The following is a 14,869-nucleotide window of genomic DNA, read 5'->3' as shown; positions in this document are numbered from 1 at the left end:
GATAAGATGAACGACATGTATATTTTTTATTTCTTATTTTGTACAGGAATAGTATTACCTTTTAATTCGTAATGTATTTAAAATTCAACGCAATAGGTTTTTTCAACACTTTTTCTAAATGCTTTTTTTGTTTTTCAGCTTGGTATTCTTCCGCTTTATAATTACCATTACACACGAGCGTAAAAGTTAACATTGCATCCGTAATCTTGACTTCTATATGTGTTACCACATTTCGCTTAGTTGCATTTAAGCTTGTTGCCAATTTTAATAGAGCTCCTACTAATAAGAGTTTTCTCTGTTCTTCTTTTGAAATCCATTCACGAAACGGCTCAATATATTGTCTAAACGTAGATTTCCCTTTATAAGAAGCAACTAATGCTAACTTTAGGCGTTCTAAATGCGTTAACCCGTCAATTGTACGATTTGCTAATAAATAAAACGTATGCTGACTGCTGGATTCTGAATCAATATATTCTCCCAAATGAAACACTTGAGCCCCTTTTCTTAACAATTCGAGGTCATCATCTGTTAAGGTTGGTAAAGCATTCACTCGCAGGTGCTGAAACAGCATTGTAGCGGTACGCGTTACTTGTTGAACGTAAATTGGATTAATTTCAAAGTCATCGACAAGTTCTTGAAAACTACGTTCCACTACGTCGGGATACATTGTTCCCTGGCTTTGCTCATGTGCTTCTTTATATAGCACTCCTTCTCTAAGCCCTTTACGACTGAGAATAAATGAAGGCGCGTTTACGACCTCACACAGGGCTTGAAACACTTCAATAGCAGGCATAATGGTGTCTGCTCGATCTTTGGATAGCCCTTCTAATTTTTGAAGTTCAGCGTAGGAGTAGGGGGTAATAATTGTTTTCACTTGTGCAATGTCCCTAGGTGCCATTTTATATTGATGCACCCCAGCAAGCGGATACTGAATAAAACTTTGATGGAGCTGTACAAGATTTCTCGCACTTCCACCGATTGCTACAATTGGTACATAGCGTTTTTTAAGCCAAGATAGCGTTTGAAATTCACTTCGTACAAAATCACGGATTTTGCCTCTTTCTTCATTGGTCGGTACATGGTCTTTCACATACTGCAAACGTAAGGAGAGCGCACCAAAAGGAAAGCTATGATATTCAACAAGTTCTCTATTTCGAAAGTAAGTAAGTTCTGTGCTCCCTCCTCCTATGTCAATTGTTACAGCTTCTTCTATTGAAGTTGAATTCGTCACGGCAAAAAAACCATAAAAGGCCTCTTCATATTCCGATAAGATCTTCATTGAGAAGTCAGTGTTTTCTTTAACCAGCTGGACAATGTACTCTTTATTTTTAGCTTGTCTAACCGTAGCAGTCGCTATGCAGCTAACGTGTGTTAATTCGTGATGACGCGTAATAATTTGAAACGTTTGTAGCGTTTGAAGCAAAACATGAATGCCTTCTTCGTTTAACAAACTGTCATTATCTAAATAATTACGTAATCTGGCTACTACTTTGAGGTTTTCAATTTGCTTGAAGCCTTTCCGTTCTCTATTTTCATAAATCACTAGTCGCATTGTATTCGACCCAATGTCAATCATTCCGTGCTTCATTTTCATTTTTGTTCAACACCTTCTAATTTCGTATATATGAAACCTTTACTCTATTGCTCACTTTCTCCTCACGCTGTTCATATAGTAACAAATAATCCTATAGATTTATATAATAACGAAAAATTCTGTTAATTTTAAAAAGATTTATGATTAAGGAGGGAAAGTCATGCTCCATGTTGTGAAACAAGGTGAAACATTGTATCAAATTTCACTTGATTATCGAAGGCCTTTCAGTATGATTCTTGCAGCCAATCCAGGGTTAAACCCAAACATCATCGTACCAGGGCAAGTAATTCTTATTCCTGACCTACCAGATAAAACAACCATTCCATATTCCATTCATGTCTTTATCGCGGAGAGAGAGTTGGAGCTAAGAGAAAATAATGTTGTGAAAGCAACTTACCCAATTGCTGTTGGGCAGATGCTTAGCACAACACCTGTTGGAGACTTTGTCATTGTGAATAGAGAGCCAAATCCCGGTGGACCATTTGGTACAATGTGGCTAAGCCTTTCAAAACAATCCTATGGCATTCATGGAACAAATGACCCTAGTTCGATTGGAAAAGCCGTTTCAAAAGGCTGTATTCGAATGAAAAACGAACAAGTAAACGAACTTGCTTCCATTGTGCCAAATGGTACCGGTGTGTATATTCGTCCTTCTAGAAGAATGAATTAACCTTTTCCTGCTTGAAAACTTGGATATAGGGTCATTCCACCATCAGCATACAGCGTGATGCCCGTAACATATCTAGCTTCGTTCGATGCTAACCATGCCGCGACGCTTGCAATTTCTTCTGGTTCTCCAATCTTAGCCATTGGAATCAGCTTTTCCACATCGGCTTTGGTTGATGGATCTGAGAATTTTTCAGCATTGATTGGCGTATTAATCGCACCTGGACCAATTGAATTTACGCGAATTCCTCTTGGCGCATATTCTAATGCTAACGTTTCTGTCATCATTTTAATGCCGCCTTTACTTGATGCATAATGAACAAAATGTGGCCACGGGATAATATCGTGTACGCTTGACATGTTGATGACCGTACCTTTGATATTATGTTCAAGCATGTAATTAATTGCTTCTCTACACCCCATAAACGTCCCTGATAAGTTAACAGAAATGACTTTGTTCCATTCTTCAAGCGACATTTCATGAGAGGGAATTTCTTTTTGAACTCCAGCATTATTCATCATGACATCTAGCGATCCAAATGTCGTATGAGCTGATTCAATCAATCGCTTCACATCTTCTTCTTTTGATACATCAGCTTGTACAGCGATTGCCTCTCCACCATTTTGCTTAATTTCTTCCACTACTTTTTGAGCATCTTCACTTTTTGAACGATAGTTCACAACCACTTTCATTTTTTCTTGTCCAAATCTTATTGCAATTGATTTTCCAAGTCCAGTTGCCGCTCCTGTCACGATTGCTACTTTTCCTTCTAAATCTTTATACACAGTAATCGCTCCTTTTTTTTTCTGGTTTCGTTTTTTATGAGAGTTTTATTTATTTTTTCGTAAATCCAAGCAGTACCCCACCTACGATGATTAGAATACAGCCGATGATGACAAACGTAATTTGTTTTTTCGATTTCTTTTCACCAAGTAGGAAAATACCACCTAACGTTGAGATAATAATTCCCATTTGTGAGAATGAAAAACTTGTTGCTACTCCGACACGAGGAGCTGCTACTAATAGACCAATATTACCTGTTGCCCAAACAAATCCTGTTAAGATGTTGCGTGTAGCATATTTGTTAAATGGCTTATGACGGAAAGTAAGAAGCAATGCACCTGATAGCATACCCAAAGACTGTGGTAAAATCGCAGACCAGCCTTCTACTCCAAACCATTGAACGACGATAAAATAACCTATGTAACCTAATGTTGAAATGAAAAGTGTAAACATCCCTTTACCAAATTGACTTTTCCCATCAGCTTCTTTGTTATTTTTATCATTTAATGACGTAAACACTACACCTACAATAATAAACGCAAGAGCAGCAATTCCAATTAGTAGCTTTGTTTGAGTTGACCATTCACCAAACAGTAAGACACCAAATAACGATGTCCCGACTAGCTGCATACCTGTGGAAATAGGCTGTGTTTTTGATACACCTAAATATTCAACGGCTGAGAATTGGTTCATTTGACCAACTGACCAGAATAAACCTGAAACAAAACCTACAATAAAGATTTTCCATGTAAGTTCAGGTGAGACAATAAAAAATGCTACAATCGAGAATAAAAGCGCTCCTCCAGTTAAACCAATTGTTTGGCTATAAGCTTTGCCTCCGAGCTTCGAACTTACAAGTAAAATACTCCCCCACATGACAGCGGGAATTAATGCAATTAAAATATCCACTTCATTCAACACCTTCTTATGCTTTCAAACTTTTGTTGTATTATTTGTATAACCTCTCATTTTTAAACGAAACCTAAAAGAAAAATATTTTTGAATTTATCCAATCTCTGTGTAATTATTTTCAAATTGGACAAGACACGCTATAATAAAAGAACTAAGCCTTATGAAACAGCATTTGCTTCATGAAGCGACTAATGAAAGGGAGTGAATTTATTTATGCCTCATTCAACCAACCAAGAAACGTTCAATCCATCTACTGCTGAGATTGCACAAGCTATTTTCACGGTAAACAGGCACGCTAAAGCAGCCCCTGATCCGAAGCAGCTTTATACGTTAAAAAAGCTTGCGCTTGAGCAACTGATTTCAGAAGGAAAAGCAAAAAAAGAAGGACTTCATTTTTCACCTAACCCAGGTAAAAGTCAGCAAAAATCAGATGTGCTGGTATCCGTTGGAGATTACTTTTTCCATATGCCTCCTAAAAAAGAGGACTTCAAAGAACTAACACACCTCGGTCACTTAAACCATCAATATCGAAATCCCAAAACGACAATGTCACTATCTTATGCAAAACGATTATTATCCAAATATACTGGCTTTTTATTATCAGCACCTAACCCTGTTCAGCCTTCTAATGTTCGCAAACGGCAGGCGCCTGTTTTTAAGCCACTAGGTAAAAGCTATTGGTAAGTAAATAAAAAAGTGCCTCAAAGAAACAATTGAGGCACTTTTTTCATTAACTTGATATTGCTCACAACTACTTTATAAAATAAATTCATCAATCATTTGCACTAGTTCACCAATTTGCGGTTTACTTACTTGTGCTTGTGCACCAACCATTTTTCCTTTATGACGTAAATCTTCTGTGATTAGAGATGAAAAAATAATAACAGGGAGTGCAGATAAACGATCATCTTCTTTTATTTTCTTGGTAAGATGATGTCCATCCATTTGTGGCATTTCAATATCTGTAATAACTAGTTGTACCTCATCTTCAATGGCATGGCCTGACTCTACGAGTGATTGTAGATAAAGTAACGCATCATACCCGTTTTCAAAAAACTCTGTATTGGCATAGCCTGCTGTTTCCAATGTATCTGAAATCATTTTGCGTAATAACGGTGAGTCTTCAGCAACTACTAATCGCTTGCTTGATCGCTGACGCTGACCTAATCGCTTAATTTTAGACTGATCAATTCCAGCTTCAGGATTAACGTCGGTGACAAGTTTTTCAAAGTCCAGTAATAAAATCATATCGCTTTCATCTTTTACTACACCCGTGATTTGAGTTTCTAGCCCTTGGTATAAATCTGAAGGCTTTTCAATTTCCATCCACGATATGCGATGAATTTGCGTGACTTGATGAACGTGAAAAACAATTTTTTGTTGATTAAATTCTGTGACAATAAATTTATCCTTAGCAGGTTGATTCGATGCTGGGCGCTTTAGTGCCTTCGCAACGTCAACAACAGGCAGAACTTCTCCTCTCAGCTCAATGATTCCTTCTATGTAAGAATGGGAATTAGGAACCGGTGTAATGGTTACTGGGTTAATGATTTCTCGAACTTTAATAACATTGATTCCAAAACGAATAGTATCGACTGAGAATTCAACAATTTCTAGCTCATTTGTTCCGCTTTCTAATAGGATTCCTTTATCGTGCTGCATAAATTTTCGCCCTTCCATAGTAAAGTGTACTTATGTAGTGGTCGTCCTTTATTATAGTAATGAAACTTTATAGTCGTAAAGTAAAACCACCTAAAAAATAAATGTTTTTAACATAAAACGTTTTCATCTCTGTATTAGTAATTATCGGCTGAAAGTGCGAGAGGTTTAATAACAAATTCTTATCTTCTAGGATATAACTCGTTCACAAAATGTTAACGAAAATCTTTGTAATACCTGTGGACGATTGAATTGAAACCCTTTATACTACACATGATAAACCACAATTACTTAAAGAAGGTGTATGTTTAATGAAAGGTTCCGTCATTCTTTTTAATGATGAAAATGAAATGACTATTATTGAAGATGTAGAAGAAGAGATTTACGAGAATATTAAAGAGCAAGCTGGCACAGATCACTGTATCGTGACATTAGACAACCAAACGGTGGACTTCGGTCATGTATCTCCTGTGTACTGGCGCGAAGGAAACATACACACTGACTGATTCTAACTATAAACATAATGCATAATTGCTTTGAAAGGCTTAGCAACTTTTGTTGTTAAGCCTTTTTTGTGTGTAACTATGAGGGGGCTAACACTAGCTTCTGTTCTTCGATTGGCGTGATTTCCACTACCCTTACGAAGCTGTTACATACATAATAATTTTAAGTAGACTACCTCTCACTGTATTTCAACTAAATACATACATTTAAATAAAACTCCCCCTCTCGTTTAGCAATAAAATCATAAAAACACAGTGTCTATTTATGATTTTTAGAAAACGGAGGGTTACATGCGCCATAAGAGGGTATAGATTAGTAAGTATAATTAAAGGGGTTGTTGAGTGATGAACGATTATCGAAAAAATAAAAATTTCGCCACATCTACTTCATTTAGACCTGTCCAACCATACTATTCAAAAGAAGCAAGTCTATTGTTGAAAAAGTTATCAACGGATTTTAACAAAAAGCATGTAAGAGAATTAATTGACGAAGCGCTTGATAACAGAGATGAAGAACTTTTTTACAAATTAATAGCTCGCTATTCTCACCTTTTATAAAGTGAATGATTAAAACCACTATCTTCTCAATCTGCATTGAGAAGATAGTGGTTTTTTACATGTATACATTATGATAAAATGAGTGAAACACTGTGGAAGGATGGAACGACTAGTATGGAACATTTAATTAACAAACGAGTAAAAGGCATTGAACTGTCGGGTATTCGCAAATTTTATAATATGGTAGCTCAGTATGATAACGTATTGTCATTAACAATTGGACAACCTGATTTTCTAACGCCGCCTCATGTGAAAGAAGCTGCTAAAACGGCTATTGATGAAAACGCTACGTCTTACACACATAATGCAGGAACAATTGAGCTAAGAAAAGCAGCCGCTGAGTTTGTACATACAAAGTATCAATTATCCTACGATCCATCATCTGAGATCATTGTTACGATTGGAGCGAGTCAAGCCATTGATATTGCGATGCGAACAATTTTAGAAGAAGGCTCAGAGGTACTTTTACCAGGTCCAGTCTATCCTGGATACGAACCGCTCATTAAATTAAACGGTGCTATTCCTGTACATATTGATACAACACAAACTGGATTTCGTTTAACTGCTGATTTAATTGAGCAGCACCTAACGGATAAAACAAGATGTGTTATCTTACCTTACCCTTCAAATCCAACCGGCGTAACGCTGTCCAAAGAAGAGCTTCAAGAGATTGCTGACTTGTTAAAGGATAAAGAGGTTTTTGTCTTATCTGACGAAATTTATAGTGAACTTGTATTTGAAGGTAACCATCATTCGATTGCAGCCATTCCTTCAATGCGTGATAAAGCCATTGTGGTAAACGGCGTATCTAAGTCTCATTCGATGACAGGTTGGCGCATCGGGTTATTATTTGCGCCAGCATACTTAACAAAGCATATTTTAAAAGTGCATCAATACAACGTCAGCTGCGCATCATCCATTTCGCAAGCTGCGGCTCTTAACGCTTTAACAGCAGGTAAAAATGATGCTGTAGACATGAAAAAAGAATACGAAAGACGATTGAATTATGTTTACGAGCGTCTTGTTAAGATGGGCTTTGATGTGGAAAAGCCTAACGGTGCTTTTTATATTTTCCCATCGATTCAATCACTTAACATGTCGTCGTTTGACTTTGCACTTGAGTTAGTAAAAGAAGCAGGCGTAGCTCTTGTTCCCGGTAGTGCATTTTCAGACCTAGGTGAAGGCTATGTTAGACTTTCTTATGCTTATGCAATGGAGACGTTGGTTGAAGCAATGGACCGTATGGAATCCTATTTGCAAACAAAAAAAGGCTAAAAATGACTTAACGAGCTTTGTTTAGCTATGATTTCTATACGTATCCTATCTAACCTCCTACTAATGATATATTAATAAAAAAGCGTGAGTTCTCATGGAAACTCACGCTTTTTTATTAATGTACTTTTTTACAACCTTAACTAGAACTTTATTCTTTTTTATATAGCTTATATAAAGCCTGAGTTCCGCTATCTTGTTCTCCTTCTGCAGCTAACTGTTCATATAGATGATTCGCAAGAGCTAACCCTGGTGTTTCCATTCCTAGCTCTTTTGCTTCCTTTAAAGCAATCTGCATGTCTTTTATAAAATGCTTAATATAAAAGCCAGGTTCGAAATCTTCTTTTATCATACGCGGAGCTAAATTGCTCAGCGACCAACTTCCCGCCGCTCCTGCAGAAATTGAGCTTAATACCTTCTCCGGATCAAGGCCTGCTTTCTCAGCATAAACAAGTGCTTCAGCAACGCCCATCATATTGGAAGCAATCGTAATTTGGTTACACATTTTTGTGTGTTGACCAGCTCCTGCATCACCTTGTAAAATAACGTTTGTTCCTAAGAGCGAAAAGACATCTTTACACGCTTCAAATGCTTTCTTGTCTCCTCCGACCATAATTGTTAATGTTCCATTTTTAGCCCCTACATCTCCACCTGATACGGGAGCATCTAACGCATGAATCCTTAACTCTTTCGCTTGTTGGTATATTTCAACAGCTAAGCTTGGCTCCGAAGTGGTCATGTCAATAACATATGAACCAGCCTTCGCATTATGTAAAATTCCCTCTTTCCCAAAATAAATTTCTCTCACATCAGCTGGATAACCTACCATGGTAATAATGATGTCAGATTCGCTTGCTACGGTCGCTGGACTATCGTTCCACATAGCTCCTTTAGCAATAACCTCTTTTGCTTTTTCTTTTGTACGCGTATATACATTCACAGAATAACCTGCCTTTAGTAAATGCATAATCATGCTGCTTCCCATAACACCGCTACCGATAAATCCAATTTTCATAAAGTCTCCTCTTTTCTTTTCAAGCTCAATGTTTGTGATGACAACCCCTTAGGCATACTAAAGCATATATCTTGACGTTCATCCTATAAACAGGATAGAATGTGCATCAATTCCATCATTTTCACATTTATTTATTGGAGGTTTTTTAGTATGTCTAAAAATTTTTTTGATGTTGTAAGCGAGCGTACATCAATTCGCCACTATGACACATCTGTAAAATTAAGTAAAGAAGAATTAACTGAGCTACTAGACGCAACAGTGAAATCACCTTCTGCATGGAACTTACAGCACTGGCACTTCGTTGTCATTACAGACGAAGCTGCAAAAGAACGCTTGCTTCCAATTGCATACAATCAAAAACAGATTGTTGAAGCAGGTGCAGTCATCGCAATCTTAGGTGACTTAGAAGCAAACAAAAACACAGATGCTGTATATAACCCATTAGTTGACACTGGTCACATGACTGCGGAAGTAAAAGACATTTTAGCTGGTCAAATTAACGGTGCTTATAAAAATGCAACGTTTGCACGTGATGCAGCATTTACAAACGCTTCTTTAGCTGCCATGACGTTCATGCTAGCTGCTAAAGCAAAAGGATATGATACATGCTCAATGGGTGGCTTTAACGCTCAAAAATTTGTTGAAGAATTTAAAATTGAAGATCGCTACATCCCAGTAATGTTAATCTCTGTTGGAAAAGCTGCAAAACCTGCTCATGCTAGTGATCGTTTACCATTAGACCAAGTAACAACATGGATCTAATAATAGAAAACACGCAAACACATCGTTTGCGTGTTTTCTATTAAATAGACTTCACTAAGCCTCCATCTACTAAAAAGGACTGCCCCGTCATATACGAATTTGCTCCTGAAGCAACAAACGTGACGACTTTAGCAAACTCCTCAGGATTCCCATAGCGTCCGAGAGCAATCTGACTTGCCATTTCTGTTTGTACTTCTTCTTTCGTTATCCCTAACTTATTAGCCCGAATTGAATCTAATTCTCCTACTCGATCCGTTGCAATTCTTCCTGGAGCAACGGTATTAATTAAAATACCATAAGCTGCTAACTCTTCAGCAAGCGTTTTAGTTAAGCCAACAATTCCTGTTCGAAACGTATTTGACAGAACAAGACCAGGTATTGGCTCTTTAATAGAAGACGAGGCAATATTAATTATTTTGCCACCGCTTTTCTTCATAATCGGAACGACAGTCCGAGTCATTCGAATACAGCTCATTAAGTTATTTTCAAACGCCGTATACCAGTCTTCATCAGTCATCTCTAGAAAGTTACCTGCCTTTGGTCCCCCCGCGTTGTTTACTAAAATGTCGATTGTGCCAAACTCTTCTTCCGTAAACCGAACGGCTTGTTCAATATCTTGTAGGCTTGCTACATCAGCTTTGATATAACGTACATTATGTAATTCTATTTTGTTCAATTCGCTTACTACTCTTTGAAGCTTGTCTTCAGAACGACTAGCTATTACAACATTCGCTCCTTCTTTAGCAAACTGTGTTGCAATTGCTTTGCCAAGCCCTTGACTCGCTGCAAAAACTAAAGCTGTTTTCTCCTTTAAATTCAACTCCACTTTGACACCGCCTATCGTCTATTAACTATCTGAATCTTTTTAATAGTATCACAAAATCCAGATATGACTCAAATAAAAAAAGAGCATCTCTTCAATGCTCTTTTCCTAAACTTCTTCTAGGGTCCACTCTGCTTCTTTTTTGTTAAAAATCAAATAAGCTCTTAATTTACTCTCTTCTTGATTATTAAAACGCTCGTTATACATATCCTCCATATCCGTAAATCGACCGATCGTATAGACTGGAATATGCAGATCTTTACGTGACTGAGCCTGTTGTTCAAAATCAAAGAGCAAGCCGTCCTGCGTCAACATTAAAAGCGTATTAGCTACTACAAGTGGTAAAGCAGGATATTCAGATTTTTTTCGTCGAAACCCAAAACCTTTTTGCTTCAAAGAAGATGCTTTCAACGGAATCACACGACTTATCATATGCTTAATATCGTATACATCTCGATAATACGTTTTATTATAATAGCCATCTTCACCAGCTAAATAAACAAACTGATTGCTTAATTTATTCACAAAAGGTGAATGTAAGGGCTTTTTCATGTGCCCTAAATACAAGAGAGAAGCAACATCTTGTGGCTCCAATAAATCAAGTGAAGACACATCATCTACATCTATCCAACAAAAATCACCGTAATCTGATACCTCTTCGTCTACTAATAAAGAAACCTGTTCCTCTTCAAGATAGTCCATATGAGTAGAGTAATGGTAATCGCTATCTTCAAATTGATGTTTTAATAACAAAAGGTTCGTGAGAGGATTACGCAATGACTGATAGAACTCTTTAAACGTAATGCCATGCGTGACAAAGCACTTCTCATTTACATTTCCATTTATATAAACGACATCTTTCATTCCTTCTGCTTTACTCAACCTTCCTAACCACCTTACCAATTCATTTCAAAGAGTAAATACGTTCCTTCAATTCATTTATTATATCTCTAAAATAAAGAAGGTGTAAATATATATATGCAGTAATTTTTCTGAGAACTTTCCATTTTAATCATTAAAAATTCCCGAATATGATGCTACAATATTCCATAGTCTAAAAACAAATTTTAATTGGAGTGAATGCTTTCATGGATGTACGTCATCTACATTATTTTACTGAGGTTGCTAAGCATAAAAATTTCACGCGTGCTTCAGAAGCTTTACATATCTCACAACCTTCACTAAGTAAGATGGTGAAGTCTTTAGAGGAAGAGCTTGGAACTCCACTATTAGATCGTTCCTTTAAAAAAGTAGAACTAACTGATGCGGGAGCCATTGTGTATGAACAAGCTGAAAGCATCATCGCTTCTTTACGCGACCTATCTAATTCTTTATATGACTTAATGCATTTAAAACGAGGAATCATTAAGATTGGCATTCCTCCCATTATCGGTACATTGTTTTTCCCACGTATTATTAAATCATTTCGAGAGCAATATCCTGACGTTCAAATTCAAATGATTGAGTACGGAGCAAAAAAGATGGAGAAAATCGTAGAACAAGGAGACGTAGACGTAGGAGTTGTGCTACTGCCAGTAAACGAGGACATGTTTTCCTTTACCCTATTAGCAAAAGAAACCTTGCAGCTCATTGTTCATAAAAACCACCCTCTTGCTCGTCATAAAAGCATTTCGTTGCAAGAATTAAAAAATGAGACCTTTATTTCGTTTCACGAAGACTTTACGATGTATGAGATGGTTTACAATGAGTGTTTAAAAAGCGGCTTTGAGCCTACTATTGGCTATAAAAGCTCACAGTGGGATTTTATTAGCGAAATGGTCGCCGCTAACTTAGGAATTGCGCTGTTTCCTTATTCTTTGTGTGAAAAAATTGATTTAGAACAGCTCACAGTTGTTGAGTTAGAAAACGGGATTCCTTGGGAACTAGCTCTTATTACAAAACAAGATCGCTATATTTCATACGCCACTCAAGCATTTATTGATCATATTAAACAAACTGTATAATCGCACGCGCTGCAAGCTAAACTTTTGAAAAAATAGAAATATAAGAAGTATAATAAAAGGTACTGAGTAATGGAACAAAAATGAGGTGAACCAATTGAGTCAGCTAAATAAAGAATTTAATTGTGAGAAAGAATTGACGCTCGCTATCATCGGCGGAAAGTGGAAAATGCTCATTCTATGGCATTTAGGTCATGAAGGGACAAAGCGCTTTGGTGAATTAAAAGCCTTAATCCCTGACATCACGCCTCGCATGCTGGCAAATCAGCTACGAGAGCTAGAAGATGATGTAATCGTCCACCGAGAGGTATACCCTGTCGTTCCTCCAAAGGTTGAGTATTCGCTAACTGAACATGGTCAAAGCCTGATACCAGTCTTAACTGCTATGTATAGCTGGGGACAAAGTTACCGTGAAACTGTACTAGTAAATCAAGAAAAAAGTGAAGCAATCACCAAATAAGAATTGTGAAATAAATTTTTTTAGAGATGATGCATTATGCATCATCTCTATTTTCCCAAGTAAATAAAGCGATTACATAGCTGTTATCACCAAAAGTATACTCTAGTATACTATCAAATTCTATAGTAGTTGTTTACAAAGTGCGTACTTTTAGCAGCAAATAAAACTGGGTATACTACTTTTACACCTGTTGCTTTGTTACATAACAGTGAATAGATAGAATTTCTAAGGAGTGAAGAAAGCATGGAACTACAATTAGCATTAGATTTAGTAAACATCGCTGAAGCAAAAGAGGTTATTAAAGAAGTTGAAGATCATATTGATATCGTAGAAATCGGGACGCCCGTTGTCATTAACGAAGGCTTGCGTGCTGTAAAAGAGGTTAAAGAAGCATTTCCAAACTTAAAAGTATTAGCTGACCTTAAAATTATGGATGCTGCCGGTTACGAAGTACAGCAAGCATCAAAAGCTGGCGCTGACATTGTGACGATTTTAGGTGTTGCTGAAGATATGTCAATTAAAGGTGCTGTGGAAGAAGCAAAAAAACAAAACAAAAAAATCCTTGTTGATATGATTGGTGTTAAAGATATTAAAGGTCGTGCTCAAGAATTAGATGAGCTTGGCGTTGATTATATTTGTGTTCATACTGGTTACGATTTACAAGCTGTTGGCCAAAACTCATTTGAAGACTTAGTAACGATCAAAAGCGTTGTTAAAAATGCAAAAACCGCTGTTGCTGGTGGCATTAAGTTAGAAACGTTACCAGAAGTAGTAAAAGCTCAGCCAGACCTTGTTATTGTTGGTGGCGGTATTACAGGTCAAGACGATAAAAAAGCGACAGCTGCTAAAATGAAAGAACTTATTTCAAACTGAGGAACGAATCGTGAATATTAACAGCCATTTACGTCAAATTGTAGACGAACTGACACAGACTACAGAGCGTGTTTCATCTAGTGAAGCTGAGCAGCTTGTTAATGCCATCATTGAAGCAAAGCGCGTTTTCGTAACAGGCTCTGGTCGTTCAGGCTTCATGGGAAAATCATTTGCCATGAGAATGATGCATATGGGTATTGATGCTTATGTTATCGGCGAAACCGTTACCTCAACATTTACCAAAGATGACCTGCTTATCTTAGGATCTGGATCTGGTGAAACAAAAATGCTTATTCCAGTTGTGGAAAAAGCAAAAGAAATTGGTGGTAAAGTTAGCGTTGTTACCATCTCTCCTAAATCGACGCTTGGAACGTTAGCTGATTTTACTGTCAAACTTCCAGGTGCAAAAAAAGACCAAACAAATAGTGACTATCAAACTGTACAGCCAATGGGGTCTCTATTTGAACAAACGCTCTTGCTTTTTTACGATGCGCTTATTCTGCGCTTTATGGAAAAGAAAGGTTTAGACACGCACAAAATGTACGGTAAACATGCTAATTTAGAATAGCAAAAAAGCCACCTCTTTTATAAGATGGTGGCTTTTTTCATTCCACTTTAGCTATAGTTAAAAGGCATAGTAATTATAGTTATTATATATTTTACGTTATAGCTAAATTTAGGTAAGATAAGTTTGTAGCATTCATCTTCTCAATTTATACCTCATCGGTATAAGCCAAAAATACTTTCTTTTTCCCCCAATAGAGTCGCCGATTAGGCGGCTCTATTATTATGAATAAGCTAAAGGAGGAACATCATAATGAAGGTTTTAACATTATTTGTTCAAATTCTTTTTTTCATATTAATCTTTTTTGTTGGTCAACAGATTTCTCAAGCGCTGAACCTTCCTATTCCAGGAAGCATTGTTGGATTTGGTTTGCTGTTTTTGTTGCTTCATTTGAAGGTCATTAAATTAAATTGGGTAGAGCGAGCTGGCAATTTGCTTGTTGGTGAACTATTACTCTTTTTT

Annotated in this window: 18 protein-coding genes; 11 read left to right on the top strand and 7 right to left on the bottom strand. The window is 37.0% G+C overall.

Annotated elements, in window-relative coordinates; genetic code table 11:
* Window positions 1–61: 61 nt before the first annotated feature.
* A complete protein-coding gene (locus AS180_RS09945) occupies window positions 62–1,594 on the bottom strand; it encodes a Ppx/GppA family phosphatase (protein WP_035320394.1) in 1,533 nt (510 codons plus the stop codon).
* Between the two features lie 160 nt (window positions 1,595–1,754).
* Here AS180_RS09945 and AS180_RS09940 point away from each other — a divergent pair, with 160 nt between their 5' ends.
* Window positions 1,755–2,264, top strand: a complete 510-nt coding sequence (locus AS180_RS09940) for a L,D-transpeptidase family protein (protein WP_025909205.1) — start codon at window positions 1,755–1,757, stop codon at window positions 2,262–2,264.
* Here AS180_RS09940 and AS180_RS09935 read toward each other — a convergent pair.
* Together AS180_RS09935 and AS180_RS09930 are read right to left on the bottom strand one after the other, a co-directional pair.
* Window positions 2,261–3,046 (bottom strand): glucose-1-dehydrogenase, encoded by a 786-nt coding sequence (locus AS180_RS09935; protein WP_025909204.1) that lies wholly within the window; start codon window positions 3,044–3,046, stop codon window positions 2,261–2,263. The genes AS180_RS09940 and AS180_RS09935 overlap by 4 nt on opposite strands.
* Window positions 3,047–3,095: 49 nt before the next feature.
* Window positions 3,096–3,953, bottom strand: a complete 858-nt coding sequence (locus AS180_RS09930; RefSeq protein WP_025909203.1) for a GRP family sugar transporter — start codon at window positions 3,951–3,953, stop codon at window positions 3,096–3,098.
* 216 nt (window positions 3,954–4,169) lie between these two features.
* Here AS180_RS09930 and AS180_RS09925 point away from each other — a divergent pair, with 216 nt between their 5' ends.
* Complete coding sequence (locus AS180_RS09925; RefSeq protein WP_025909202.1) at window positions 4,170–4,640, top strand: YkyB family protein; 471 nt, start codon at window positions 4,170–4,172, stop codon at window positions 4,638–4,640.
* Between the two features lie 72 nt (window positions 4,641–4,712).
* Here the strand turns inward: AS180_RS09925 and AS180_RS09920 are convergent, their stop codons facing one another.
* On the bottom strand, window positions 4,713–5,618 hold the full coding sequence (locus AS180_RS09920) for a chemotaxis protein (protein WP_025909201.1): 906 nt from the start codon (window positions 5,616–5,618) through the stop codon (window positions 4,713–4,715).
* A 308-nt stretch (window positions 5,619–5,926) separates the two neighbouring features.
* Here AS180_RS09920 and AS180_RS09915 point away from each other — a divergent pair, with 308 nt between their 5' ends.
* The 3 genes from AS180_RS09915 to AS180_RS09905 all read left to right on the top strand — a co-directional run bounded on the left by AS180_RS09915 (window position 5,927) and on the right by AS180_RS09905 (window position 7,951).
* Complete coding sequence (locus AS180_RS09915; RefSeq protein WP_025909200.1) at window positions 5,927–6,121, top strand: hypothetical protein; 195 nt, start codon at window positions 5,927–5,929, stop codon at window positions 6,119–6,121.
* A gap of 342 nt (window positions 6,122–6,463) precedes the next feature.
* The gene (locus AS180_RS09910) at window positions 6,464–6,676 is read left to right on the top strand and encodes an IDEAL domain-containing protein (protein WP_025909199.1); all 213 of its coding nucleotides are present in this window, start codon (window positions 6,464–6,466) and stop codon (window positions 6,674–6,676) included.
* A 114-nt stretch (window positions 6,677–6,790) separates the two neighbouring features.
* Window positions 6,791–7,951, top strand: a complete 1,161-nt coding sequence (locus AS180_RS09905; protein WP_025909198.1) for an aminotransferase A — start codon at window positions 6,791–6,793, stop codon at window positions 7,949–7,951.
* Window positions 7,952–8,099: 148 nt separating this feature from the next.
* Here the strand turns inward: AS180_RS09905 and AS180_RS09900 are convergent, their stop codons facing one another.
* Window positions 8,100–8,963, bottom strand: a complete 864-nt coding sequence (locus tag AS180_RS09900) for an NAD(P)-dependent oxidoreductase (RefSeq protein ID WP_025909197.1) — start codon at window positions 8,961–8,963, stop codon at window positions 8,100–8,102.
* A gap of 150 nt (window positions 8,964–9,113) precedes the next feature.
* Between AS180_RS09900 and AS180_RS09895 the strand changes: the two genes are divergently transcribed.
* Complete coding sequence (locus AS180_RS09895) at window positions 9,114–9,725, top strand: nitroreductase family protein (RefSeq protein WP_025909196.1); 612 nt, start codon at window positions 9,114–9,116, stop codon at window positions 9,723–9,725.
* Window positions 9,726–9,765: 40 nt separating this feature from the next.
* On the opposite strand, the gene AS180_RS09890 is transcribed toward AS180_RS09895, so the two are convergent.
* Together AS180_RS09890 and AS180_RS09885 are read right to left on the bottom strand one after the other, a co-directional pair.
* On the bottom strand, window positions 9,766–10,551 hold the full coding sequence (locus AS180_RS09890) for an SDR family oxidoreductase (RefSeq protein WP_035320403.1): 786 nt from the start codon (window positions 10,549–10,551) through the stop codon (window positions 9,766–9,768).
* A gap of 105 nt (window positions 10,552–10,656) precedes the next feature.
* A complete protein-coding gene (locus AS180_RS09885) occupies window positions 10,657–11,430 on the bottom strand; it encodes a hypothetical protein (protein ID WP_025909194.1) in 774 nt (257 codons plus the stop codon).
* A gap of 206 nt (window positions 11,431–11,636) precedes the next feature.
* Between AS180_RS09885 and AS180_RS09880 the strand changes: the two genes are divergently transcribed.
* The 5 genes from AS180_RS09880 to AS180_RS09860 form a co-directional block, all read left to right on the top strand.
* Window positions 11,637–12,512: a LysR substrate-binding domain-containing protein gene (locus AS180_RS09880; protein ID WP_062686756.1), complete on the top strand. Its 876-nt coding sequence runs from the start codon at window positions 11,637–11,639 to the stop codon at window positions 12,510–12,512.
* Between the two features lie 94 nt (window positions 12,513–12,606).
* Window positions 12,607–12,969 (top strand): winged helix-turn-helix transcriptional regulator, encoded by a 363-nt coding sequence (locus AS180_RS09875; protein WP_061784986.1) that lies wholly within the window; start codon window positions 12,607–12,609, stop codon window positions 12,967–12,969.
* Window positions 12,970–13,212: 243 nt separating this feature from the next.
* Window positions 13,213–13,842, top strand: a complete 630-nt coding sequence (gene hxlA / locus AS180_RS09870) for a 3-hexulose-6-phosphate synthase (RefSeq protein ID WP_025909191.1) — start codon at window positions 13,213–13,215, stop codon at window positions 13,840–13,842.
* Window positions 13,843–13,858: 16 nt separating this feature from the next.
* Window positions 13,859–14,410, top strand: a complete 552-nt coding sequence (gene hxlB / locus AS180_RS09865; RefSeq protein WP_373688707.1) for a 6-phospho-3-hexuloisomerase — start codon at window positions 13,859–13,861, stop codon at window positions 14,408–14,410.
* Between the two features lie 249 nt (window positions 14,411–14,659).
* The coding region (locus AS180_RS09860) for a CidA/LrgA family protein (protein WP_175384197.1) at window positions 14,660–14,869 on the top strand (210 nt) is incomplete at its 3' end.

Source organism: Priestia veravalensis (genome assembly GCF_001457055.1).
Classification (GTDB): domain Bacteria; phylum Bacillota; class Bacilli; order Bacillales; family Bacillaceae_H; genus Priestia; species Priestia flexa.
The sequence above is the reverse complement of the archived record's forward strand: the minus strand, read 5'-3'. Positions and strand labels throughout refer to the sequence as shown.